General features: G+C 44.9%; 23 protein-coding genes. 11 read left to right on the forward strand and 12 right to left on the reverse strand.

Annotated elements, in window-relative coordinates; genetic code table 11:
• Positions 1 to 115: 115 nt before the first annotated feature.
• Positions 116 to 805, reverse strand: coding sequence for an RNA polymerase sporulation sigma factor SigK (gene sigK / locus DWW81_RS08095; RefSeq protein WP_117897307.1), 690 nt, complete (start codon positions 803 to 805; stop codon positions 116 to 118).
• 256 nt (positions 806 to 1,061) lie between these two features.
• Between sigK and ptsP the strand changes: the two genes are divergently transcribed.
• The 5 genes from ptsP to DWW81_RS08120 all read left to right on the forward strand — a co-directional run bounded on the left by ptsP (position 1,062) and on the right by DWW81_RS08120 (position 7,042).
• Positions 1,062 to 2,729, forward strand: a complete 1,668-nt coding sequence (gene ptsP / locus DWW81_RS08100; protein ID WP_117897308.1) for a phosphoenolpyruvate--protein phosphotransferase — start codon at positions 1,062 to 1,064, stop codon at positions 2,727 to 2,729.
• A 281-nt stretch (positions 2,730 to 3,010) separates the two neighbouring features.
• Entirely contained in the window at positions 3,011 to 3,742 is a 732-nt protein-coding gene (locus DWW81_RS08105; RefSeq protein WP_117897309.1) for a hypothetical protein, read from the forward strand.
• Complete coding sequence (locus DWW81_RS08110; protein ID WP_242989585.1) at positions 3,735 to 4,691, forward strand: ABC transporter ATP-binding protein; 957 nt, start codon at positions 3,735 to 3,737, stop codon at positions 4,689 to 4,691. The genes DWW81_RS08105 and DWW81_RS08110 overlap by 8 nt, the downstream gene beginning before the upstream one ends.
• Entirely contained in the window at positions 4,684 to 6,006 is a 1,323-nt protein-coding gene (locus DWW81_RS08115) for an ABC transporter permease (protein ID WP_117897310.1), read from the forward strand. Before DWW81_RS08110 ends, DWW81_RS08115 begins: the two co-directional genes overlap by 8 nt.
• Before the next feature lie 184 nt (positions 6,007 to 6,190).
• Positions 6,191 to 7,042, forward strand: coding sequence for a putative manganese transporter (locus DWW81_RS08120; protein WP_117897311.1), 852 nt, complete (start codon positions 6,191 to 6,193; stop codon positions 7,040 to 7,042).
• A gap of 116 nt (positions 7,043 to 7,158) precedes the next feature.
• On the opposite strand, the gene DWW81_RS08125 is transcribed toward DWW81_RS08120, so the two are convergent.
• The 6 genes from DWW81_RS08125 to sfsA all read right to left on the reverse strand — a co-directional run bounded on the left by DWW81_RS08125 (position 7,159) and on the right by sfsA (position 13,582).
• Complete coding sequence (locus tag DWW81_RS08125) at positions 7,159 to 8,490, reverse strand: sensor histidine kinase (RefSeq protein WP_242989586.1); 1,332 nt, start codon at positions 8,488 to 8,490, stop codon at positions 7,159 to 7,161.
• Between the two features lie 25 nt (positions 8,491 to 8,515).
• Positions 8,516 to 9,193: a response regulator transcription factor gene (locus DWW81_RS08130; RefSeq protein ID WP_022287707.1), complete on the reverse strand. Its 678-nt coding sequence runs from the start codon at positions 9,191 to 9,193 to the stop codon at positions 8,516 to 8,518.
• Between the two features lie 430 nt (positions 9,194 to 9,623).
• Positions 9,624 to 9,890: a hypothetical protein gene (locus tag DWW81_RS08135; protein ID WP_022287708.1), complete on the reverse strand. Its 267-nt coding sequence runs from the start codon at positions 9,888 to 9,890 to the stop codon at positions 9,624 to 9,626.
• Positions 9,891 to 10,105: 215 nt separating this feature from the next.
• Positions 10,106 to 11,500: a C40 family peptidase gene (locus DWW81_RS08140; RefSeq protein ID WP_117897312.1), complete on the reverse strand. Its 1,395-nt coding sequence runs from the start codon at positions 11,498 to 11,500 to the stop codon at positions 10,106 to 10,108.
• A gap of 172 nt (positions 11,501 to 11,672) precedes the next feature.
• Positions 11,673 to 12,836, reverse strand: a complete 1,164-nt coding sequence (locus DWW81_RS08145; RefSeq protein WP_117897313.1) for a stage II sporulation protein P — start codon at positions 12,834 to 12,836, stop codon at positions 11,673 to 11,675.
• Between the two features lie 59 nt (positions 12,837 to 12,895).
• Positions 12,896 to 13,582, reverse strand: coding sequence for a DNA/RNA nuclease SfsA (gene sfsA, locus DWW81_RS08150; RefSeq protein WP_117897314.1), 687 nt, complete (start codon positions 13,580 to 13,582; stop codon positions 12,896 to 12,898).
• 222 nt (positions 13,583 to 13,804) lie between these two features.
• On the opposite strand from sfsA, the gene DWW81_RS08155 reads away from it, so the two are divergent.
• The 6 genes from DWW81_RS08155 to dnaJ all read left to right on the forward strand — a co-directional run bounded on the left by DWW81_RS08155 (position 13,805) and on the right by dnaJ (position 20,531).
• Positions 13,805 to 14,629 (forward strand): hypothetical protein, encoded by an 825-nt coding sequence (locus DWW81_RS08155; RefSeq protein ID WP_117897315.1) that lies wholly within the window; start codon positions 13,805 to 13,807, stop codon positions 14,627 to 14,629.
• Between the two features lie 29 nt (positions 14,630 to 14,658).
• Complete coding sequence (locus tag DWW81_RS08160) at positions 14,659 to 15,408, forward strand: hypothetical protein (RefSeq protein WP_117897316.1); 750 nt, start codon at positions 14,659 to 14,661, stop codon at positions 15,406 to 15,408.
• 222 nt (positions 15,409 to 15,630) lie between these two features.
• Positions 15,631 to 16,689, forward strand: coding sequence for a heat-inducible transcriptional repressor HrcA (gene hrcA, locus DWW81_RS08165; RefSeq protein WP_243004731.1), 1,059 nt, complete (start codon positions 15,631 to 15,633; stop codon positions 16,687 to 16,689).
• Positions 16,682 to 17,284 carry a nucleotide exchange factor GrpE gene (gene grpE / locus DWW81_RS08170; RefSeq protein ID WP_117897317.1) on the forward strand — a complete coding sequence of 201 codons (603 nt, stop codon included), beginning with the start codon at positions 16,682 to 16,684 and terminating at the stop codon, positions 17,282 to 17,284. The genes hrcA and grpE overlap by 8 nt, the downstream gene beginning before the upstream one ends.
• 63 nt (positions 17,285 to 17,347) lie before the next feature.
• Positions 17,348 to 19,222: a molecular chaperone DnaK gene (dnaK, locus tag DWW81_RS08175; protein WP_117897318.1), complete on the forward strand. Its 1,875-nt coding sequence runs from the start codon at positions 17,348 to 17,350 to the stop codon at positions 19,220 to 19,222.
• 157 nt (positions 19,223 to 19,379) lie between these two features.
• The gene (gene dnaJ, locus DWW81_RS08180; RefSeq protein WP_117897356.1) at positions 19,380 to 20,531 is read left to right on the forward strand and encodes a molecular chaperone DnaJ; all 1,152 of its coding nucleotides are present in this window, start codon (positions 19,380 to 19,382) and stop codon (positions 20,529 to 20,531) included.
• Positions 20,532 to 20,617: 86 nt separating this feature from the next.
• Here dnaJ and DWW81_RS08185 read toward each other — a convergent pair whose 3' ends face one another.
• From DWW81_RS08185 to DWW81_RS08205, 5 genes are all read right to left on the reverse strand, one after another.
• Positions 20,618 to 20,989 carry a metal-dependent transcriptional regulator gene (locus tag DWW81_RS08185; RefSeq protein WP_022287718.1) on the reverse strand — a complete coding sequence of 124 codons (372 nt, stop codon included), beginning with the start codon at positions 20,987 to 20,989 and terminating at the stop codon, positions 20,618 to 20,620.
• A gap of 184 nt (positions 20,990 to 21,173) precedes the next feature.
• Positions 21,174 to 21,326, reverse strand: coding sequence for a hypothetical protein (locus tag DWW81_RS08190; RefSeq protein ID WP_242989409.1), 153 nt, complete (start codon positions 21,324 to 21,326; stop codon positions 21,174 to 21,176).
• Positions 21,327 to 21,439: 113 nt separating this feature from the next.
• Positions 21,440 to 22,015, reverse strand: a complete 576-nt coding sequence (locus DWW81_RS08195) for a M15 family metallopeptidase (RefSeq protein ID WP_117956729.1) — start codon at positions 22,013 to 22,015, stop codon at positions 21,440 to 21,442.
• A gap of 444 nt (positions 22,016 to 22,459) precedes the next feature.
• Positions 22,460 to 23,191, reverse strand: a complete 732-nt coding sequence (gene fabG, locus DWW81_RS08200) for a 3-oxoacyl-ACP reductase FabG (RefSeq protein WP_117897321.1) — start codon at positions 23,189 to 23,191, stop codon at positions 22,460 to 22,462.
• Positions 23,192 to 23,256: 65 nt separating this feature from the next.
• Entirely contained in the window at positions 23,257 to 23,451 is a 195-nt protein-coding gene (locus DWW81_RS08205) for a hypothetical protein (RefSeq protein WP_117897322.1), read from the reverse strand.
• Positions 23,452 to 23,561 lie beyond the last annotated feature (110 nt).

The raw sequence follows: 23,561 nt of genomic DNA on the forward strand, positions 1-23,561 counted from the left end.
GCACTCTCGCTATGTGAGTGCTAGCATAATAGCTTTATGAGTGCTAAAACAATGTCATGACATGATATGATAATCAGCGGGCGAACGCTGTTCGCCCCTACTGCGTCAACGCCTATCACTGCTTATCGAAGCGGTCTTTAAGAAGCTTCAAGGCTTTCTTTTCTATCCTTGAAACATAGGAACGTGAGATACCAAGGCGTTTTGCGACTTCTCGCTGCGGCAGCTGCGGCTGACCGAAAAGACCATAGCGCAGAGTGACTATCTGTCTTTCACGCTCATCAAGAGCGCTTTCGATATAGCGGTAGAGCTGTTCACTGCGAATGGAAAGCTCTATTTTGTCGGCAACGTCCTCTCCGTCCGGGATTATGTCGATAAGGCAAAGCTGATTGCCGTCCTTGTCCGAGTCAACAGGCTCGTCAAAGTGGATATCGTTGGCAGACTTTTTCTGGGAGCGGAAGTGCATTAGTATCTCGTTCTCCACGCACCTGCTCCCATAGGTGGCGAAGCGACAGCCTTTCTTGTGGTCAAATGTTGACACAGCTTTTATTAGACCGATAGTGCCGATAGAGATAAGATCCTCCTGATCTGTGGAATTTGAATAATACTTTTTTATAATGTGTGCCACAAGACGGAGATTGTGTTCGATAAGCTTATCCTTTGCCGCCTTGTCACCCTGCGCCATTCTCTCAAAACACTCACGCTCCTCCTTTGCTGAAAGCGGTTTTGGAAACACGCTGCGGCTGTCAAAATGCAGTGCAAAAAACAGAAAATTCCCCGTAAGCAGTTCAAACAGTGCTGAAAACATATTTGTCCCTCCTTATATAAAGTATCGCTCATACGCTTTTTAATCATATGATTTTTAGGGATTGTACTATTCTGATTTTGACATAAGGTTGCAAAATGTTTCTGATTTGTTAAATTTGCTGAAATATTGATTGTCTTGTTTGCTAAAATCACGAATATTGTTAATAATCTGTAAACAGACGATATTTTACTTTTATCGTTAATCAAATGGTGATATAATTGTATTAGATAGGTATGTTTTTTGGGGGTGAGCGCTCATGACAAGCATAAAAGGACGATCGGTATTCGGAAGCATTGCAAGAGGAAAGCTGACCTTTTATCATCGTGACGAATTTATCATCAACAAGATAAAAGTGTCCGACCCTGAACTTGAATACAAAAAATATGTCAAGGCTAAAAACGCTGCTCTTGTGGAGCTTGGGGAGCTTTATGACCGTGCAAGGTTAAGCGTTGGGGAAGGCGACGCTCAAATATTTGTGATACACCAAATGCTTATCACCGACGAGCAATACGACAGCAGTATTCGCACAAAGATACTTGACGAGCATTTCAATGCCGATTATGCAGTCGCAAGCACTTCAAGAAGCTTTGCGGAAATGTTGGCACAAATGGACAGCGAATATATGCAAAGCAGAGCGGCTGACGTCAAGGACGTTTCAAACAGACTTTTAAGACACATATTAAACTGCGCCGACAAGCTTCCCATACTCAGAGAGAACGCAATTATCTGTACCGGCGACCTCATGCCCTCAGAAACCCTGCTCATGGACAAGGCGAAGATAAAGGGCTTCTGCACAAGGTCCGGTTCTGTGAACTCTCATACTGCGATACTTGCGAAAAATCTTGGCATACCTGCCATTGTGAACGTTGGAACGGAGCTTTCTGACGAATATGAGGGCAAGGAAGCCGTCCTTGACGGCTACAGCGGAACGCTTTACATAGAGCCTGACGAGCATACTCTCAGACAGCTTGAATACAAGGAAGCCGTTGAGGGCAGGAAAAAGGAACTTCTCACAAGGCTCAAAGGAAGAAAAAACATCACTCGTGACGGACATGAGATAAAGATATATGCGAATATACTCAACTCTGAGGAGCTTGAATCGGCGGTAAAAAACGACGCAGGTGGGATAGGTCTTTTCAGAACGGAGTTTATGTGCTTTGACAGACCTGCTTTTCCTGACGAGGATTTTCAGTTTTACACCTACCGCAAGGCATTGGAGGCAATGGAGGGTAAAGAGGTCATAATAGGCACTTATGATATAGGTGCAGACAAGATACCAGATTGTGCAGACATGAGTGCTGAGAGAAATCCCTCTATGGGCTGTAGAGGCATACGATTTTGTCTTGAAAGAGAAAGCATATTCAAAACACAGCTAAGGGCGTTATACAGAGCGTCTGTTTACGGACAGCTTTCAATACTTCTGCCTATGGTCATAGACGTGAGCGAGATACTGAGAGTGAAAGAGCTTATCGTGCAGGTCAAGGCAGAGCTTATAAAAGAGGGCAGGAAATTTGCCGACAATGTTAAGCTCGGGGCAATGATAGAGACCCCTGCGGCGGTGATGACAAGCGATATCATTGCTAAAGAGGTGGACTTTTTCAACATTGGCACTAACGACCTTGAACAGTTTGCTTTCGGTCTTGACAGGCAGAACCCATGCTATGACAGGGTATCACCGAAAAATCACAGGGCACTGCTGAGAATGATAAAAATGGTGTGCGACAACGCACATGCAAACGGCATAAAAGCAGGCATCTGCGGTGAGATAGCAGGCGACCCAACGCTCACAGAGATATTTCTGGAGCTTGATGTGGATATGCTGTCGGTAGTTCCGTCAAGGGTACTGCCGCTGAGGAAGGCGGTAAGGAGCATAAGTCTTAAAGACCCGAAAAAGGCAGAGAATGACCTGAAGCTGTTTTTATAAAAAGGATAATTTTCCTCATTTCATATAGGCGGTGGGATACGTTATCGTGCGTGTTCCACCGCCTTTTTGCTTTGCTTGCAAATACGCTAATAAGGAGAGCGAACTGTTCGCCACTACAGATATTTAAACAAAAAACGTATTTTATCTTATGGTCTGTATGGTTGTCTTATGAAAATCTTAAGCGTTTCTTAAAGCGGTTGACAGTTGGAAAGGGCTATGATAAACTTATATACGACACCAATAATACGTCTGAAAAAGGTAAAACACAAGGAGGAGAAACAGTGAAACTAAGAAACATAAACAGAGGTTTGGTTCTTGGCGGTGTACTTGCGCTGGGCGTTGTATGCTACTCAGTGTATGATAACAACCAGTTCAAGACTTCCAAGCCTGAGATAGAACAGACCATGAGGGATTATATCGCAGACTTGACAAGTGCAAACGTTGGAAGCAGTGATAAGTTAAAAAGTCAACTGACAGATTTTGTGAATAAGCATTATACTGACTACACCACTTCTGACAATGAGTACGCTTCGTCAAAGTCTGGACTTCTGGACGAAATAAACCAAGCTGAAGTTGCAACGCAGGGAGGAGATATCACCTCGGCTGAGTATGACATAAAAGAGATGTCAATAAACAAGAGTGGAGCTGACGGAGCTAAGGTCATTATGATATACAATGTGTGCTATGACGTATCAAAGGGCGACCCAACTTTTCTCACAACCAACGGCATAAACACCATGACAAGCGGTAACTACACAAATTCCGACAACTATGAGCCTAGCAAATCTTCATACAAGGCGATTTTCAGTTATGAATATGCTGAATTTTATCTTTTGCGTACCTCTGACGGCTGGAAGATAGCAACGTCCAGCGACTATGGATATGGCGAGGATTACAACTTTGATGATAACAACAGTGACAGCGTGGCTGATGAAAGCAAGGCTGAGTCTGAGATAGTTTCGGACAGCAGTGCAGAAAATACCGACAGCGAGGGGGCAGACAGCGTTGAGTGATATTATTCTGAAGATAAAGGGACTTAACAAGACCCTTGGCAAAAAGCAGATACTTCACAGTATCGACATGGAATGTTACGGCGGCGAGGTCTACGGCTTTCTCGGTCCTAACGGTGCAGGAAAGACCACGACTATAAAGATAGCCGTAGGGCTTTTACAGCTTGACGAGGGGGAGATATCCATTGACGGAAAGGATATCAGAAAAGACTTTGAGGGCGCAATGGCGAACGTTGGAGGCATTGTTGAAAACCCTGAGATGTATAAGTATCTTTCTGGAATGGAAAATCTCCGTCAGTATGCAAGAATGAGAGATGGAGTAACTGAGGAGCGTATCAAAGAGGTGGTGGAGCTTGTAAGGCTTTCAAACCGCATTAATGACAAGGTGTCGAAATACTCTCTGGGTATGCGTCAGCGTCTTGGCGTTGCGCAGGCTATCCTCCACAGACCAAAGCTTCTTATCCTTGACGAGCCTACAAATGGTCTTGACCCGCAGGGCATAAAGGAGCTTCGTGACATACTCAAAGAGCTTGCTCACAAGGAAGGTACTTGCGTTGTGGTATCGTCACATCTCATGAGCGAAATGGAAATGATGTGCGACAGAGTGGGCATTATCGCAAACGGAAAAATGATAGGCTCATACACAATGGAGGAGCTTATCTCACAGTCTGACAGCTCAATTGCTGAATATGTACTTGAAGTTGACGACCCGCAAAAGGCTATGAGTCTTATAAAGCTCGCAGACGAGGGCAAGCGTATCGACAAGGAAACAGGTGCAGTTGTCCTTTCTATCCCTGTGGAGATAGAGAAGAAAAAGATAGCCTCGGTGAGCAAGACGCTTATCGAGGGCGGAGTTTCACTTTACACTGTTCACCGCAGAGAGAACAAGAAGCTTGAGGACGTATTCATCGAGCTTACAGGAGGAAAGGAAGGGGGCGTACAGATTGGCTAGATTTTTCAGACTTGTGAAAAACGAGTACATAAAGGTTTTCAAAAAGCTATCCACAAAAATAATGATCGTGCTTATAATAATATGTGCGCTTGGACTTTCAGGCATTGCACTTTTTGCAAAGCACAACATGGAGAGCAACAACTATTCAAGCTATGACGCAACTGGTGATTATCAGCAAACCATAGATTGGCTCAAAGACACAAACGGCGACCCTAACGAGATCGCAATGTGGCAGTATCTGATCGACAACGATATCGACAGCGATGATTGGAGATATGATGTACTGTCAGCCATGTTTGCAGACGGCACCGGTGATATGTCAGGAATAAAGAAGTATCTTGACGACAACGATTGGCGTGGCTTCTGTCAATACAGGCTGGATAATGACATACTCACAGAGGGCGAAAAGTGGGAATATCAATACAGGTTGGACAAGGATATTTCCTTTGACAAGTCAAACGAGAAGAAAAACGATCTTATCATGACAGTTGCAAACGCAAAAAACACCATTGCGACCATGGGCGACGCAAAGTCTGACGGTCAGAACAGCAGAGCAAAGCTGGAGGATAATATAAAACTTGCACTCTATCAGCTTGACAATGATAAGCTCGACAACACTGCAAACCAAATGACGCTGTTTGAAACAAGCGAGCCTGAGCAGATAACATTCTGGACAGTGTTCCTCACAAGCACTTCCCTTGTAACAGTAGTCGCACTGCTTGCTATCGTTATCGCAGGCGGTATTGTATCCTCTGAATTTTCACAGGGAACTGTCAAGTTCCTGCTTATAAACCCTGTTAAACGCTGGAAGATACTCATGTCAAAATACTTCACTGTCATCACAGTGGGTTACATAATGCTTTGCATACTTTTCGTTGTGATGATACCTATTACAGGGCTTATGCTCGGCTTTGACGGCTTCTCAACGCCTTATATCTATGTAAGCGGCGGCGAGGTAAAGGAAATGCCTACACTGCTTTATGCGGCAGAGCAATATCTGATGAAAAGCGTTGAAATGGTGGTAATGTCAACACTGGCGTTCGCTATCTCGTCACTTGTAAGAAGCACAGCTCTTGCTATCGGCGTCAGCGTATTCACAATGTGCATAGGCTCAACGGTCACACAGCTTTTGGGTCAGCTTGGACAGGATTGGGCAAGATTCCTTGTGTTCGCAAACACAGACCTTGCTTCTATCTCAAAGGGCTACTCAATATTTGCTCAGCACAGCGTGACATTTGCCGTAGGCGTTCTTATAGCACACATGGTGGTGTTCCTACTCACTGCATGGGACGGCTTTACAAAGCGTTCTGTATAAAACAGAATAAAAACATCAAACGGGCGGAGAAACTTCGCTCGTTTTTTTGTTGCTGAAAAGGGTAAACAAATGAACAGATTATCATATAAACATAAGATTGACAAGGCTGAATAAATATTGTATAATAGTCGAGTTGACATAAAGACCGTTTTAAAACCATAGATAATTTACAGGAGATAGATATATGTTTGAAACTTTAGTTGACGTTTTTCTTGACGCATTAATAGACAGCCTTAAGATCCTGCCTTTTCTGTTCGGAGTTTATCTGCTTATAGAGTATATAGAGCATCGTTCTGCCGACAAGCTTGGAAAGGCTCTTAGAAAAATGGGACCTTTTGGTGCGATAGGAGGAAGCATACTTGGAGCAGTGCCCCAGTGCGGATTTTCCGTTGTGGCTTCCAACCTTTATTCAGGCAGGCTCATCACTATGGGAACTCTCATTTCGGTATACCTTGCCACAAGCGACGAGGCAATACCAATGATGATAGCAAACCCTGCATTTGCCGGCAAGCTTTGGCAGCTTATTCTCATAAAGGTAGCTGTGGCTATAATAGTAGGTGTGCTTGTTGACCTTATCTTAAAGCTTATGGGCAAAAAGCAGGACGAAGAGCCTTTCAAGGAGATATGCGAGGACTGCGACTGCGAACACCACAGTATTTTGCACTCGGCACTTCACCACACTGTAAGCATAATACTTTTTATATTTGCGGTAAACCTTATTCTCGGTGCGGTAATGGAGTTTGCAGGAGAGGACACAGTAAAGACCCTGCTTATGTCTGACAGCATAGTTCAGCCGTTCATAGCAGGAATAATAGGCTTTATCCCGAACTGTGCGGCTTCTGTTGTTCTCACTCAGCTTTATATCGAGGGCGTTGTGAGCTTCGGCTCGCTTATCGCAGGACTTTGCACAGGAGCAGGAGTGGGACTTCTGGTGCTTTTCAAGACCAACAAGCACAACATGAAAGAGAATTTCGCCATAATGGGAATACTTTATGTTTTCGGTGTGGCAGCAGGCTTTGTGGCAAGTCTGTTCTAAAATATGATAGACAGATAAAAGGAGCAATTCGCAATGAACTGCTCCTTTTTGTTTGCAAAAATTCTTCGTATGTATAATGGGTTGTGATAGGCGGGCGACCCACGGTCGCACCTACACTACATCATATCCTCAATAAGATAAGGCAGGCTTATGCGGAAGCAAACGCCGCCTTTTTTCATATCGTTTTCTACCTCTATGCTGCCCTCGGAAAGCTCGATTATCCTTTTTACAAGTGCAAGTCCAAGACCGTTGCCCTCTGTTGCACGGGAGCGGTCGCCCTGATAGAACTTATCAAATATCTTCGCCTTTACGTCAGGGGCTATAGACGGACCGTTGTCCCATATCTCCGCCGAAATATTCTTCTCGCTGCGGAAAAGCTTCACGCTTATCTTTCCGCCCTCCGGGGTGAACTTGATAGCGTTGTTGATGATATTCTGCCATATCTGCGCCATAAGCTCCTCACTGCCCACATACATGATATCCTCAAGGTCGATATCAAGGTCGATTTTTTTCTTCGACCACTCAGGTTCAAGCACAAGAAGTATTTTTCTTATCTGCTCGTCAAGAGAAAATCTTGTCTTTTTGCCCACTGTTTTCTGATTTTCAAGCTTTGTGAGCCTCAAAATATTTGACGAAAGCTTTGAAAGCCGTGATGTTTCGTCGATTATTATCTGCGTGTATTCCTCACGCTCCTGCTCGGTTATATCGTCAGATTGCAGAAGCTTTGCAAAGCCCTGTATGGAAGCCAGAGGCGTTTTGAACTCGTGGGAAACGTTTGAGATAAAATCGCCTCTCAGCGTTTCCGTACCTGCAAGCTCCTCAGCCATTTTGTTAAAGTTCTGCGCAAGTATGCTGTATTCAGGATCAGACGGCTCTCTTACTCTTACCTTAAAATTGCCCTTTGCTATCTCAGCCGCCGCCGCACTAAGATCTCGTATAGGCTGTATAATGCTTCGGCTCATGAACGCTGTTATAATAGTACCGATAACGATACAGACCATAAAAGCTATGATGACAACAAGGTTTACTACCCAGTAAACGCTGTCGCTTGAAAAGCTGTCTATGATAACGAACTTATCATAGACCTGGGAGATTATAGTTGCGTTAGGCACAACACCCTCTGAGGACACATAATATCCCTTATGCACGATATCCGCAAAATGGTCGTGTACTCTTGAATCGTTTTTATCCACCACTGACAGACTATAGGCTGAATTGTTCACAATGGAAACTATCTCGTCAACAGTAAAACCGCCCTTTTCTTCAAGCTGATCCATTGCCATGGAAAGCTCCACCAACTGCTGTTCGGCATTGCTTTTCATTACAGGACTGCACACCATTACAAGCACTGACACCGATATAGAAGCCGACACCAGCATCACAAAGAAAAACATAAGAGTCAGCTTAAACTGCAAACTTGTTTTATTTTTGGTCTTTTTCTTATCCAAACCCCTCACCCCTCAGGCTTATCTATCACTGCTTTTTCACAGCCTTATAGCCAAGTCCACGAACCGTGACAATATCGAATGACTCACAGCTTCCGTAACGCTCTCTCAGCCTTTTAACGTGAACGTCAACAGTACGCTCGTCAACGTCCTTATCCATACCCCAAAGCTCGTCAAGGAGCTGGCGGCGTGTGAATATCTTGTCAGGGTAGCTGAGCAGTTTAAAAAGCAGTTTAAACTCCATTTGCGGTATAGTTTCCGCCGCTCCGCCGTCAACCGCCACGCTCATAGCGTCATAATCAAGCACGCAGTTTCCCACAGTAAGAGAATGTTCCGACGCCATTTTTGAACGCCTTAAAAGCGCACCCACACGGAGTATCATCTCATTTATATCAATAGGCTTTACCATATAATCGTCTGTGCCGGCAGAAAAGCCCTCCTGCTTGTCCTCGAAGGTCTCCTTTGCGGTGACCATAAGTATAGGCAGATTGAAATCAGCCTTTCTGAGCTGTCTTGTAAGCTCATAGCCGTCCATATTCGGCATCATTATATCTGAAATTATAAGGTCTATATTCGTTTTTTCAAGAACGTCCAAAGCCTCCAGACCGTCATTTGCAAGAAAAGTCACATAGCCATGCTGTTTAAGTGCGGCAGACATGAGCTTTCTAAGGCTTGCGTCGTCCTCCACCACAAGTATCTGAAACATAAAATATCCTCCCTCGTAAAAAAGAATTCCCCAATAATGACATTATAGCTTATAATTGTGAACTGGTGATTAACATTTATTTTTTTCAAAAAACTCTCCGAAATCTCCTGAAAATTCATATTCGGTTCACACAGAACTGGTATTATATAATCACAGCAGAAGATACAAAAAAAGCTTTGGTAATTGGTAAAACTTAAAGTCAGGTTTTTATCTTCTTTCCCTCTGCGATTCCCCAAGTCGCTGATACATTTCCTCGTCTTTAGGTTTTACCAAATACCAAAGAATCCCTTTCATAATTCTATAAAAAATTAATGCTCATTTCAGCCGATGGAAGTGGGTATTAATTTTTTTTGCTCTTTTAGATACGACAAAAAAACCGCAGAAGCCATATAAAATGACCTCTGCGGATATTTTTTGCCTTTATTAGCCGTTAGCTGCAAAGCTTTTCACGAAGCTCAGCCGCCTTTCCCAGAAGCGCACAGATGTAGCTGTCCACATCAGGCTTTGCAAATCCACCGAGCGCTGAACCTTTAAGCTTTCGCTGACCTGTTTCTCCGGGGATAACAAAGTTATCACCGTTCTTTTTCTTTTCGATAGCCGACTCCAGCATATAGATCTCGCTGGTTATGGTGTCGATATATTTTAATGTATCAAGCTTATCATAGCCGCCAAAAAAACACGTTTTCAGACTATCCATTTTTCTTCCCCCTGCCTTACTGCTGTTTTGTACAGCAATTGTTATCAAAGCCTACAATCTTTATTTGATTTAATTATATCACAAATACGTAGCTTTGTCAATAGGTTTGAAAATGAATGTTCACATTTAAGTAATTTTATATGAATTTTCGTGGCGTTTTCTGTTGAATCATTATAGATATAAAAAACGCAGCCCTTGCAGACTGCGTTTTTACGTTATAAAAGTCTTTTGATTATAGTGATATTGTTGTATCTTGAAAAATACTCAACATTTGAAATAACGATACCAGTGGCAGTGTTCTGGGCGTGTACCATTTTGCCGTCGCCGATATAGATAGCAACGTGGTAAATGCTCGAGATCGACGCTCCGCCAAAGAAGATAACGTCGCCCTTCTTCATGTTGTTATATGAAACTGTAGTACCGTATAAAGCCTGCGAAGCCGCATAGTGCGGAAGATTTATTCCCACCTGTGCGAACGAGAGCATCACAAGACCCGAACAATCCGTTGCACCAAACTGTGAACCGCCCCATACATACGCTCCGCCCACCATGCTTTTGGCATATGAAACAACAGTGTCTATCTTAGAACTGCTTGAATAATCAGGCTTAGGTGCAGGCGCTGCTGTTGTTGTGGTAGTGGTCTTTTTGCTTGTTTCAGGCTTTGGCTTAGCTGTTTCCTGCGGAGTTGTAGTAGTCTGAGCCGTAGTTTCGTCAGGCTTTTCCGTCTGAGCCGGCTTCTTCGTGGTAGTGGTCTTTTCACCGCTGTTACCACTCTTTTTGGTGGTGGTAGTCTTTTTCTTGGTGGTGGTCGTAGTCGTGGTGGTATTCGCCTTTGAGGACACCTCCGAATACTTATTGTCCACCTGCTGTGACTTATCTTCAAGGTCGCTCTTATCGTTCTTTATCTGCTCGATAAGCTTGCCCGACTCCTGCTCCATTTTCAGAAGCTCCGCCTGCTCGCTCGCCAAAGTTTTCTGCTCCTTGGCATATTCCTCAGCCTTTGCTTTGAGCTGTTTTATCTGCTCATCAAGCTCCGCCTTGGTCTTTTCAAGCTTTTTATACTGATCCAAAAGCTCGTTAAGCTCGTCATTATCGTGCTTTGCAACTCTCGTCACAAGCTCTATCCTCATAAGAACGTCATAAAAATCAGATGAATTTATCAGCACATTTGTGTACGAATTTGCTCCGCCTGCAACATACATTGCACGAATACGCTCCATAAAATCGTCCTTGCCCTCGTTTATTGCAGTTTCCTGCAAGTCAAGGCTGTGCTGAGTGTCAAGCTGTTTGCCGTCAAGCTCTGCCATTTGATCTTCAAGCTCAGAGGAATATTTCTCTGAATTTGCTATTTTTTTCTGTATGGACTTATATTTTTTCTTTATAGCCTCAAGGTTGTCCTGCTCGTCGACAAGCTTTTTGTCAGCGTCAGCTATCTGCTTATCAAGCTCCTGCTGTTGCTTTTTCAGCTCTTCAAGCTGACTGCTGTATGTATCGTTATCCGCCAATGCGATATCACTTACGCTTCCGTCAGAAAAACCAAAGGCGGCAAAAGCTATGCACAGAGCCATACAGCCTGCGGCTATTCTTTTCATGGGGTAAAATTTTTTCATAATATCAGTTCTCCAAAATATAAGCGTATTATATATTTCTCACGCTGTAACGTTTATGTAGTCCCTTTTATTATAACGCAAAACCCCGTTCTTGTCAAGAAACCAGCCGCTAAAAGCCGTATTTTCGGCATTTTAAGACAATTCGCCACACATATTTTGTGCGTTATTGCACCTATTCTCCTCCGAACATCTCACCCAAGGTCTTTCCTATAAGCTCGCCTGTATACTGTGCCTGAGTGATAGAATTGCCGTGGCTTCCCACCTCTATAAGAAGCGAGCCGGTGGTCAAGTCCTGATTATAGTGGCGATAGTCGAAAAGTACAGGCCTTGTAAGCCCCTGCCAATCGCTCTCCAAAGCCGACTGCAGGGCACAAGCGAAGTGAAAATTCTTCATATAGTCAGGCATACCCATAGTGCCGTCATCACACCCTGATATTATCATAAGCTGAGCCGCTTCCCTGCCCTCTATCTCCGCCACAGGTGCGAGCCTTGTGCCGTCCTCACGCTCTATGCCGTCACGGTGAACGTCAAGACATACCTTTATAGAGGGGTACTCCTCCAATATCTGCTTTACCGCCATACGGCTTGAATCGTAAGAGCCGTCATAGCTGGGATAATCATGCACAAGGGTATCGTGGATATACGCAACGCCTGCTTTGTCAAGCTGTTCACATATCTTGTCCCCTACCGACAGCATATTCATTTCAGGGTCGGTGGTCTTACAGGAAAAGGAGCTGTCATAGTGGTCTTTGTCTGTGGGCTCAAAGCTTTCCGTGGCGTGGGTATGATAAATAAGTATCTGCGGCTCAGAGGAATTTCCGTCTATTTGAAAATCATATGGCTTTGAGCTTTCCTCATAAAGCTCATCATTTGAAAGCTCAGTGCAGTTTCTCACCTGACCGCCGCCGTCAAGGTCGAAATACTGTTCGCCGTCATATCTGCCGTAGGTGTATTTTTCTATAACACCGTCATTTCCCTCCATGCTTGCAGGATATGGTATCTTGTCAGTCACGTCCTGAGCAGGCAAAGGACTTGGCACTTCCGAGCTTACAGAGGGCGTTTGCTTTTCCTGTGGCGCCATATCCATATCCCATATACTGTGCTTTGACACCACTGCCGCTTCAAGCTTGTTTGATACCACAGGCTTTGATGCCGTGTCCGTTTCACTTTCCATAGCGAAACAAGGCTTGTATTCTCCCATAGCCACCCCTGCCGCCACAGCCGCCACCCTGCCGAACCTGCTTGCAGATCTTGCATAAAGCCATATCCCCGTGGGCATAACGAACGCCACAATTATAACTGCAACACAACGCAGGCAGACTTTCTTTATATCCAATGCCGTCACTCCCGTATACATCTTAGTATTATAATGTATATGCAGGACGAGCCGTCATATTACCTGCCCAGCTTCACCTTAACAGGCTTGCCCACTGTCATAGAGTCATGGGTCACGTTGCAGTCATAGCATAGTATCTTCACGCCCTTTCGTGAAGCTTTCTCCAAAGCCTCTCCGAACTCAGGGTGAGTGTCATAATTTGGAGTGAAATATTTCACATCGCTCATCTGAACGAGTATCATTATATAAGACTCATACCCCTCATCAAGACAGTGAGAAAGCTCCTCTATATGCTTCACCCCACGGAGGGTAGGAGCGTCAGGGAAAAGCACAACGCCGTCTTTCTCCAGCGTACAGCCCTTTACCTCCATGAAAATTTTTCTGTCCTGCGACTCTAAGTAAAAATCAAAGCGTGAATTGCCGTATTTCTTTTCGGGATAGACCGAGAAGCCCTCGCCAAAGGGTCTGTTCTCTCTCAGCCACTCCCCTACCGCCTTATTCGGGGCTTGGCTGTCCATGTTTATGAGCCTGTCACCTTTTTCCACTGCAACAAGGTCAAAAGCGGTCTTTCTTGACGCACTGTCTGAATGCTCAAGCCAAACAGTACACCCCTCGATCAAAAGCTCTTTGCATCTGCCCGTATTTTTCACATGGCAGACCTCAGACTTGCCGTCTATCTCAACGTTTGCGATAAACCTGTTCGGTCTTGATAGAAATTTGCCTTTATGTATATTATCGTATCTCATAATTCGCTCCTTGTATTCTTACTATTCACATTATACCACAAATATGTTTGATTATAAATACCTAAATCATGCATTCTTAGCTTTGCTGATTTGTGGTTCGATACAAAAAGGGAAAAATATTTCACAAAATCTATTGACGTTATTTGTGAAATATGTTATAGTTTTGAGTATAGGTTATATAACAATAATAATTTATTAAAATTTTAGAAAGAGGTATTTATAATGAAAAAAATAACTGCACTTCTCGTTTCACTTATAATGTCATGCGCAGTAATGGCAGGCTGTTCTGACAGCAGTTCTTCAAGCTCATCAAAAGCAGACAGCACATCAAAGGCAGAAACAAGCGCAGCCGCTGACGAGTCAACTGCTTCAGAAGCAGGCACAGCCACAGATCTCGAGGATACTCTCACAGCGCAGTATACAAAGAAGATACAGGGCGAGAGCCTTGCTATCGACATGACAGTGGCAAGCGAATATGACAATTCATCAGCCGTTGTTGAGATAGCAGGCGGCAATATGCACATGAAAATGAACTTTATGGGCGTGGATATGGATATCTATAGTATCGACGGAGTTATGTACACACTTGACAGCGAGTCAAAAACGTATTACACTGTTGATATGGAAGAATCTATCGACGACTTCAAGAGCGAAATAGGCTACGGCATTAACGACAGCTACAAGTTCATAAGCTCTGAAACAACTGACGACGGTCTTATCTGCGAAACTTTTGAAAACACAGAAGATCCTGATATCGAGCTTGAATCAGGCGTAACTCTCGACACAAGCGATTCTGACGATCATTCTTTCACAACAACATTCAAGTATTACTTCAATGCTGACACAAAGGATATTGTTAAGATAGAAACTATCTCTGACGGCTCAACGACTACTGTTACAGTAAACTCATTCACAACTGAAAACGTTGAAGTCAAACTCCCTGACGATTTTGACAGTTGGACAGAGCAGTCTTTCGATATGAGCACTGACGATATCCCTTATGACGCTGAACTCGATGTTGAGTCAGGCGCTGAGTCAGCCGAGTAATTCTTGTCATTTTTCGGAGGCAAAATATTATGAACAAGAAAATGGTAACTATTATTGCAGCTTTGGCAATGTGTACAGCAATGGCAGGCTGCTCGGAGAGCGATACTGCAAGCTCTTCAAAGGCTGAAACAACTACTACAACGACGGCTGCCGCAGAATCGGCTGCTCCTGTTGAAAGCACAGCAGACGAAAGCTCCGCTGACAGCACTTCCACAAGCGCAGGCACAACAGATTATGACGTTGACGGTGATTTCAGAGCTTTCGAGCAGATGAAAGACAAGTATGAGGGCAACTATCTTGCGAACCTTACAGGTCAGATGTCAAACAACGGCACAAAGTATGCTATCTGCATAAAGGACGGCAAGGCTTATCAGGCACTCACAGTTCAGGGCATGAAGTCATACACAGTTTGCCCTGGCGACGGAAAGCTTTACAACGTTTCAGAAGGCACGACCACCTACAGCATTGAGAACGACGACGGAAATCAGTGGAAGTCAGCCGACATTCTTTTCGGCGCGACCCTCGATTTTGACCACGCATATATTGACACAACAACAAACGTTGTTCAAGAGTATTATAACCTCGACAGCAGTGTTTCAGGCGGTGAGGGTCAGATAGTTTACGGCTTTGACGGTGCTACATATGACCTTAAGCAGGTAGTTCTGCTCCCAGAGGGTGCTGACGAATCAAGTGCAGTTTACTTCACTGTAGATTCCATAGGCGAAGCGGACGACAGCCTACTTGCTGTTCCTGATCTTTCTGCTTATACAAAAGAATAATTTTATCTGATCTTTTTCCAACATCGGGCGGACAGACCACTGCGGTCTGCCCGCTTTTTTTGCATTTTCAGCAAAGCGTTGTGCAATATGACGGAAAAGAAGTTCAAATATTTTTGAAATTTGTGAGAAAAATAGTCTTAAACCCCTTGACAAAATCGTCAAAAGGGTATAAACTATACTTAGCACTCGAGAAGAAAGAGTGCTAACACTTAAATACAATAAGTGCTAACAAGAAGAACGGGTGGTGAGCAAATGGACGACCGCAAGCTGAAAATACTTTCAGCGGTAGTCAATGAATATATCGTAACAGGCGAGCCTGTAGGCTCAAAGGCGATAATGGCTCACGTCAAAGCGTCCTCAGCGACCATAAGAAATGAAATGGCAGAGCTTGAGAAGCAAGGCTATCTCGAGCAGCCACACACCTCCGCAGGCAGAATACCAACATATAAGGGCTACAGGCTTTATGTTGACCAGCTCATGGAGCAAAACCAGCTTACAGCAAATGAAAAGAAGATGCTGGATTCAATGATACCGCAGGAATATGTCACAGAGGAAGACCTTGTGAACAAGGCTTCAATGGCATTGGCGGATCTTACGAAATGTGCGGCGGTGGTCGCAAACGCAACGCCAAAGTTCTCGCTTATCTCAAAGGTAGAGGTAATACCTACAGGAAAGAGAATGTACGTTATTTTGATGATAACGTCCAACGGCTCTATTAAGAATAAGGTTTGCCGATTGGAGTTCGACCTCAGTCAGGATCAGCTTGAGTTTTTTGATAACTTCGTAAAGGAAAATCTCAACGGCGTGCCTATCGACAGTCTTTCGGACGCTTATCTTGAAAAGCTCACAGAAGCAATGGGAACGTACATGATGACCCTTTCACCGCTTGTTTCCGAGATAATGAAGATGACAAAGGAAATGAGCAGCGTGTCTATCAAAGGTCAGAGTAATCTTCTCACCTGCAAGGATTTCAACCAAAATGAGATAATAAGCTTTCTCGATAATCAGAAGGAGCTTAAAGGATTTATTGACGATACGTTCTCAGGGCTTCACGTTATGTTCTCCCCTGAGCGTGACGGGTTTGTTATCCACAACTCCTCTATTATAACAGCTCCGTTCTCAAAGGACGGCAAAACAGCAGGTGCGCTGGGGCTTATAGGTCCTATGAGGCTCGACTATGCGAAGTTTATCCCATATCTCGAGTATTTCACAGGAAAGATATCGGAAATGATATCCGAAAAGCCACAAGAGCAAAACAAAGAAGATGACGAAAATGAATAAAAAGGAAGGCAGGCGGCGTAAATTGAGTAAGGAAACTGAAAAGGACACCGAGCTTGAAAAAGAGGAAAACACCTCTGCTGAAAGCGAAGAAGTAAAAGAAGCGGCGGATACCGCAGAGAATGCCACTGAGGATACAGAGAAAAAGGCGGAGGAGAGCGAAACAGAAAAGCTGAAAAAAGAGCTTGCCGAAGCAAATGACAAGTATCTCAGACTTATGGCTGAATATGATAACTTCAGAAAAAGAAGCGCAAAAGAAAGACTGGAGCTTACAGACACAGCAAAGGGAAATGTGATAAACGGCTTCCTGCCGGTGTTTGATAACTTTGAAAGAGCGTTAGGCACAGAAACTCAGGACGCAGTTTATAAACAGGGCGTTGAAATGATATTCAATCAGTTCAGCGACGCTCTGAAAAAGCTCAACGTTGAGGTCATGGAGCTTGCAGGCAAGGAATTTGACCCGAACGTTGCAACGGCGGTCAGCACAGTTGACGACCCTGACCTCGGTGAAAATATTGTGGCGCAGGTGCTTCAAAACGGCTACACCATAGGCGGCAAGGTCATAAGACACGCAATGGTAATAGTAGCAAACCCATAAACAAAGACATCGGGACTTAAGGTCTTGATATAAATTAAGTAAATTTTGAAAGGACTTGATCTTATGAGCAAAATCATCGGTATAGATTTAGGTACAACAAACTCTTGTGTAGCAGTTATGGAGGGCGGCGAAGCCGTTGTTATCCCTAACAGTGAGGGTGCAAGAACAACTCCGTCAGTAGTTGGCGTTTCAAAGAACGGCGACAGACTTATCGGTCAGGTAGCAAAAAGACAGGCTGTTACAAACTATGACAACACTGTAATTTCTATCAAAAGACATATGGGCTCTGACTACAAGGCTCACATGGGCGGCAAGGATTACACTCCACAGGAGATCTCAGCTATGATACTCCAGAAGCTGAAAGCTGACGCTGAGGCTTATCTGGGTGAAAAGGTAACAGAGGCTGTTATCACAGTTCCTGCTTACTTCACAGACGCACAAAGACAGGCTACTAAGGACGCAGGTCAGATCTCAGGTTTGACAGTAAAGAGAATCATCAATGAGCCAACAGCCGCTGCACTTTCTTACGGTATCGATAAGGAAGATGATCAGAAGGTAATGGTTTATGACCTTGGCGGCGGTACGTTCGATGTATCTATCATCGAAATGGGCGACGGTGTTACAGAAGTTCTTGCTACAGCAGGTAACAACCACCTGGGCGGCGACGACTTCGACCAGAGAATTATCGACTGGATGATCGCAGAGTTCAAGAAGACTGAGGGCGTTGACCTCTCAGGAGATAAAATGGCAATGCAGAGACTCAAGGAAGCTGCTGAAAAGGCTAAGATAGAGCTTTCTTCTACTGCTTCATCAACTATCTCTCTCCCATTCATCACAGCAGACGCTACAGGTCCAAAGCATCTTGAAATGACACTTACACAGGCTAAGTTCAACGAAATGACAGCAGACCTTGTTGAGTCAACAATGGGACCAGTTCGTCAGGCACTTTCAGACTCAGGTCTGTCAGCTAACGACCTCCAGAAAGTCCTTATGGTCGGCGGTTCTTCAAGAATACCAGCCGTTCAGGAAGCTGTTAAGAAATTCCTTGGCAAAGAGCCATTCAAGGGCATCAACCCGGATGAGTGCGTAGCACTTGGCGCTGCATATCAGGGCGGTGTACTTGCAGGCGACGTTAAGGACGGTCTGCTCCTCCTCGATGTAACTCCACTGTCACTTGGTCTTGAAACAATGGGCGGTATCTGCACAAAGATCATCGAGAGAAACACAACTATACCTACAAAGAAGTCACAGATATTCTCAACTGCCGCTGATAATCAGTCAGCTGTTGATATCAACGTACTTCAGGGTGAGCGTGAGTTCGCTAAGGACAACAAACAGCTCGGTATGTTCAGACTTGACGGAATCGCTCCTGCTCCAAGAGGCGTTCCACAGATCGAGGTAACATTCGATATCGACGCTAACGGTATCGTACACGTTTCTGCTAAGGATCTTGGCACAGGCAAGGAGCAGAACATCACTATCACTTCTTCAACAAATATGTCTAAGGACGATATAGATAAGGCTGTCAAGGAAGCTGAGGCATTCGCAGCAGAGGACGCTAAGAAGAAAGAGGACGTTGACGCTAGAAACGCTGCTGACCAGCTTTGCTTCCAGGCTGAAAAGTCACTGGGCGAGTTCGGCGACAAGGTAGACGCTGCTGACAAGTCAGCTTGTCAGGCTAAGATAGACGCTCTTAAGGAAGCCCTCAAGGGTACTGATATCGAGACTATCAAGGCTAAGCACAAGGAGCTTGAGGAAACATTCCAGGGCGTTGCAACTAAGGTATATCAGCAGGCTGCACAGGCACAGCAGGCAGCAGGCGGTGCCGCAGGCTTTGACCCTAACAACATGGGCGGAGCAAATGGCGGCAGCAACGGCGGCGCTTCAAACAACGGCGGCGACGACGTTATAGACGCTGAATTTACTGACGCAGAATAAATCATAACGGCTGCCTCTGCTCCGATTTTCCGAGCAGGGGCTATTGCCGTATTAAAAGGCTGTGTGAAAAGCGTGAAAGGACTATACTTACAAAAAGGAGGCAAGCCCATGCCCCAAGACTTTCACGATCTGCAGCTTACAGAGCATGGGCGTTTATATGGCTGAAAAAAGAGATTACTATGAAGTGCTTGGCGTTTCTAAAACTGCCACAGACGATGAATTAAAAAAGGCATTCCGTAAGCTTGCAAAGCAGTATCACCCTGACCTTCACCCCGGCGACAAAGCGTGCGAGGAAAAGTTCAAGGAAGTAAATGAAGCTTATGAGGTGCTTTCAGATAAAGATAAAAGAGCAAGATATGACCAGTTTGGTCACGCAGGCGTAGACCCGAACTACGGTGCAGGCGGCGGAGCAGGTGCAGGAGGCTTCGGCGGATTTGGCGATATGGGCGATATTTTCGATTCCATTTTCGGTGGATTTGGCGGAGGCTTCGGTGGCGGACGTTCTGCTAACCCTAACGCACCAAGACGTGGCGAGGATATAAGAGCGAACGTTGTTCTTGACTTCATGGAAGCCTGCAAGGGCAAGACCGTGAAAATTCGCATAAACAGAGCCGAAAAATGTCCTGACTGTCACGGCACAGGCGCAGCCGCCGGCTCTTCACCTAAGACCTGTCCTGACTGCCACGGCACCGGTACAGTAAGGATAACACAGAGAACGCCTTTCGGAAACATCGCTCAGACCACGACTTGCAGTCGCTGTGGCGGTAAGGGTCAGATAATCGACAACCCTTGTCATACCTGCAACGGTCAGGGCAGAGTAAAGAAGGTATCTGAAAAGGAGATAAACGTTCCTGCTGGCATCGACGATGGTCAGACACTTAGAGTAGGCGGTGAGGGCAACTGCGGTATAAACGGAGGTCCTAACGGCGACCTGCACATCAACATTACAGTTCGACCTGACCCTATTTTCGAACGTGACGGCTATGACGTATGGACAGAGATACCGCTTACTTATGCACAGGCTACTCTCGGTGACGAGATAACAGTTCCTACAGTTGACGGCAAGGTAAAATACACAGTGCCGGAGGGTACACAGACAGGCACAGTGTTCCGCCTGAGAGGCAAGGGCATAAAGAAGGTAAACAGAAACGACCACGGCGACCACTACGTTCGTGTAACAGTTGAAGTTCCACGCAATCTGACCAAAGAGCAGAAAGAAAAGCTCCGTGACTACGAAAAGTCCCTCGGTGAAAAGAACTACGCAAAGCGCAAAACATTCTTTGACAAGCTCAAAGACAAATTCAAATAACAAAAAGGAGAACGGCACAAAGCTGTTCTCCCTTTTTGTTTGCAATAAAAAATGCCGCAGGAAGACCCACGGCAATTATCATCTTATCAAGCCATACCTGTGTGCTTTTTGATAGCCGCAAAGGACTCCGCACTGATAACGTGTTCCATACGGCAAGCGTCCTCTACTGCAACTTTCTCGTCAACACCAAGCTTTATGAGCCACTGTGAAAGCAACGTATGACGCTCATACATTTTCTCGGCTATCTCCAAGCCCTTGTCTGTCAAACGAATATAACCGTCCTTGTCAACAGTTATATAGCCGTTCTCACGGAGATTTTTCATTGCCACACTTACGCTCGGCTTTGAAAACTCAAGTTCGTTTACTATATCTATGCTTCTTACCTCGCCTTTGCCCTTGCGCTGGCTGAGAATAAGTATCGTTTCGAGATAATTTTCAGCTGATTCTCTTATCTGCATTATAACGTCCCTCCCTAGAACAAGTTTGTCATCAGGTCATTACGACTATTATATCACATTTCAAACCGCATTTCAAGTGCAAGCACGCTTTTTCAGCGATTTCGATAAACTTTACATCAATGAATTGTGTTGATATACAAAGGCACTGCTCACAAAAAGCAGTGCCTTTAAAGCTGTCTGTTATTTACTGTATACCGCACTCGTCATAGTCTTTCCACTTTTCGGCGTGCTCCTTATCCTCAAAATATTTGTATACAAAAAGCGCAGTTGACGCAACAACAAGTATCATCGCACCCATTAAAGTCCAGAACGACTTTTTTCTTGAATAGTTTGACATAACAAAACTTCCTTTCTTTCGCAATAGCATACAAAAACTTGCGGCTATCGCTCATAGCTTTGTTATAATTATACTACACAATGCTCTTTCTGTCAATTATTTTCACAGGATTTTCAGATATATTTTTCCGAGTAAAAGTGCAGAAATTCCTCAAGGCAAAGCCCGCCTTCTGCAATGATACGAGCGGCTTCAACGCCCACATAACGATAATGCCACGGCTCAAAATCAATGCCGGTCATCTGCTCTTTAAGGCGAGGATAGCGAAGGATAAAGCCGAAATCTGCGGCATTTGCACAAAGCCACCGTGATTCAGGCGTCTTGTAAAAATCCTCGCTCACATCATTGTCACCCTCTCTGCCGAGATCCACAGCAAGCCCGGTGTTGTGTTCGCTTGACCCGGGGAGAGCGAGAGTTCTGCCCACCTTTTCCACAGCCTTTTCATAACTCAGACCGCCCCACATTTCGTGAGATACTTCACGCTCCCAAAGCATCTGCTGATATTCAAAAGAGCGATAGGCGGAAATAATTTTCAGCTTTATGCCGTCAGCTTCCGCCTTTTTGAGCAGAAGCCTGAGCCTGTTTCCTGCCTGAGATTCCATAAACTTGCCGTTCACCTCTGTCAACTCCACACGATCGTAAAATCCCATATCTATGGGATTGAATTTATCCACAAGCATAAGATAATCCATATACTGACCTCCTTGTCCTGTTGGGGAGAAATGTTTTAACTTAGTATATGCAGATGTGTATGGAGAGTATACACGCTGAATGAGGAGTGAGGAGTGAGGAATTGGCATAGCAGACCAAAGTTGTACACAAGCACCGAGCGCAGCGATTTTGCGACACAACAAACTTGCCCGTTCTCAGAACTTGTAGAAATTCAGAATTGTAGGGGCTGGCGCCCTCGACAGCTCGCTCGGAGGAGTAATGCTGTGGTTGCCATATCCTTGATGCCAAATTATTTTGTGGTGACATTGTGTGATATTTTTCAACAATTCAACGGGCGAGAAATATCGGCCTGTCGCATTTCTGCAAAGCAGAAATTGCATCGCTCCCCTACACATTTCAAAAAGCGGTGCAAAATTACATCATATCACAAATTGCAGCGTAAAATGCCCGTCACGGCCAGTGACCTATATCCAGCACCCGTCAACTCTGACGACCTGCCCGTGAATGTAATCTGCTCCCTCTCCACTGAGAAAACGCACAACATTCGCCACATCTCTCGGCTTGCCTATCCTGCCTGCCGGTATGTCATCAACTATCACACGAACATCTTCCTCCGTCAGCTCGCCGTTCATTTTCGTGTCTATCATTCCGCAGGATACGCAGTTCACCCTTATGCCGCTTATGGCAACTTCCCTCGCCAACGCCTTCGTAAATCCTATAAGCCCAGCCTTTGCCGCCGAGTACGCAACCTCGCAGGAAGCTCCCTTTTCGCCCCATACTGAGGTTATATTTATCACATTTCCGCTGTGTTCTCTTATCATCCCGGGAAGCACCGCCCTGCTCATACGCATTGCGCCAAGAAGATTCACGTTCATCATCTCCCATAGCTTCTCGTCAGTCATGTCAGTGAAAAGCTCTATGTCTGCTGTGCCTGCGTTGTTTACAAGAAGCGTAACAAAGCCCAAACTGTCCCTGACTTCCGCCACGCATTTATCTATACAGTCCTTGTCGCCAATGTCGCAGTAAAAAACCTCTGCACATAAGCCACGCTCTTTAAGCTCAGATACCAAAGCTTCCGCCGCCGCCCTGCCATTCTTGTAGCATACAGCCACCTGCCAGCCGTCTTCAGCAAGCGCCCTGCATATCTCCGAACCTATCCCACCGGAGCCACCTGTTACCAATGCTGTCTTTTTCATAAAAATACCCCCCGCAGATCATGATATACTGTAATTATATCACACCTGCGGAGGTTTTTCAACGGCTACTTTTCGTTCTCGTCTACCCATTTTCTCGCCCAGCCTGCATTCTGCTCCTGACGATTGTATACTCTGCCGTTTGGCGCAGTGTAATTGTCCGTCACAACATATTCCTGACCTGCCGAGATAACATCATGGGGCTTGTATACCTTTGTGCCGTCTGTCGCCTGTGGGAAACGGCTCTTGTCACGCTTTTTCATGTCTATCACTCTCCTTTTTATGTTATTATCCTGCCCGAAGCTTTTGTGATTATCAGATGAAAAATCTGCATAACAGTTGAAAATATCACGATAACGTGGTATAATCATCT

The organism is Ruminococcus sp. AF17-1AC (assembly GCF_003461385.1).
GTDB classification, from domain to species: Bacteria; Bacillota; Clostridia; order Oscillospirales; family Ruminococcaceae; genus Hominimerdicola; species Hominimerdicola aceti.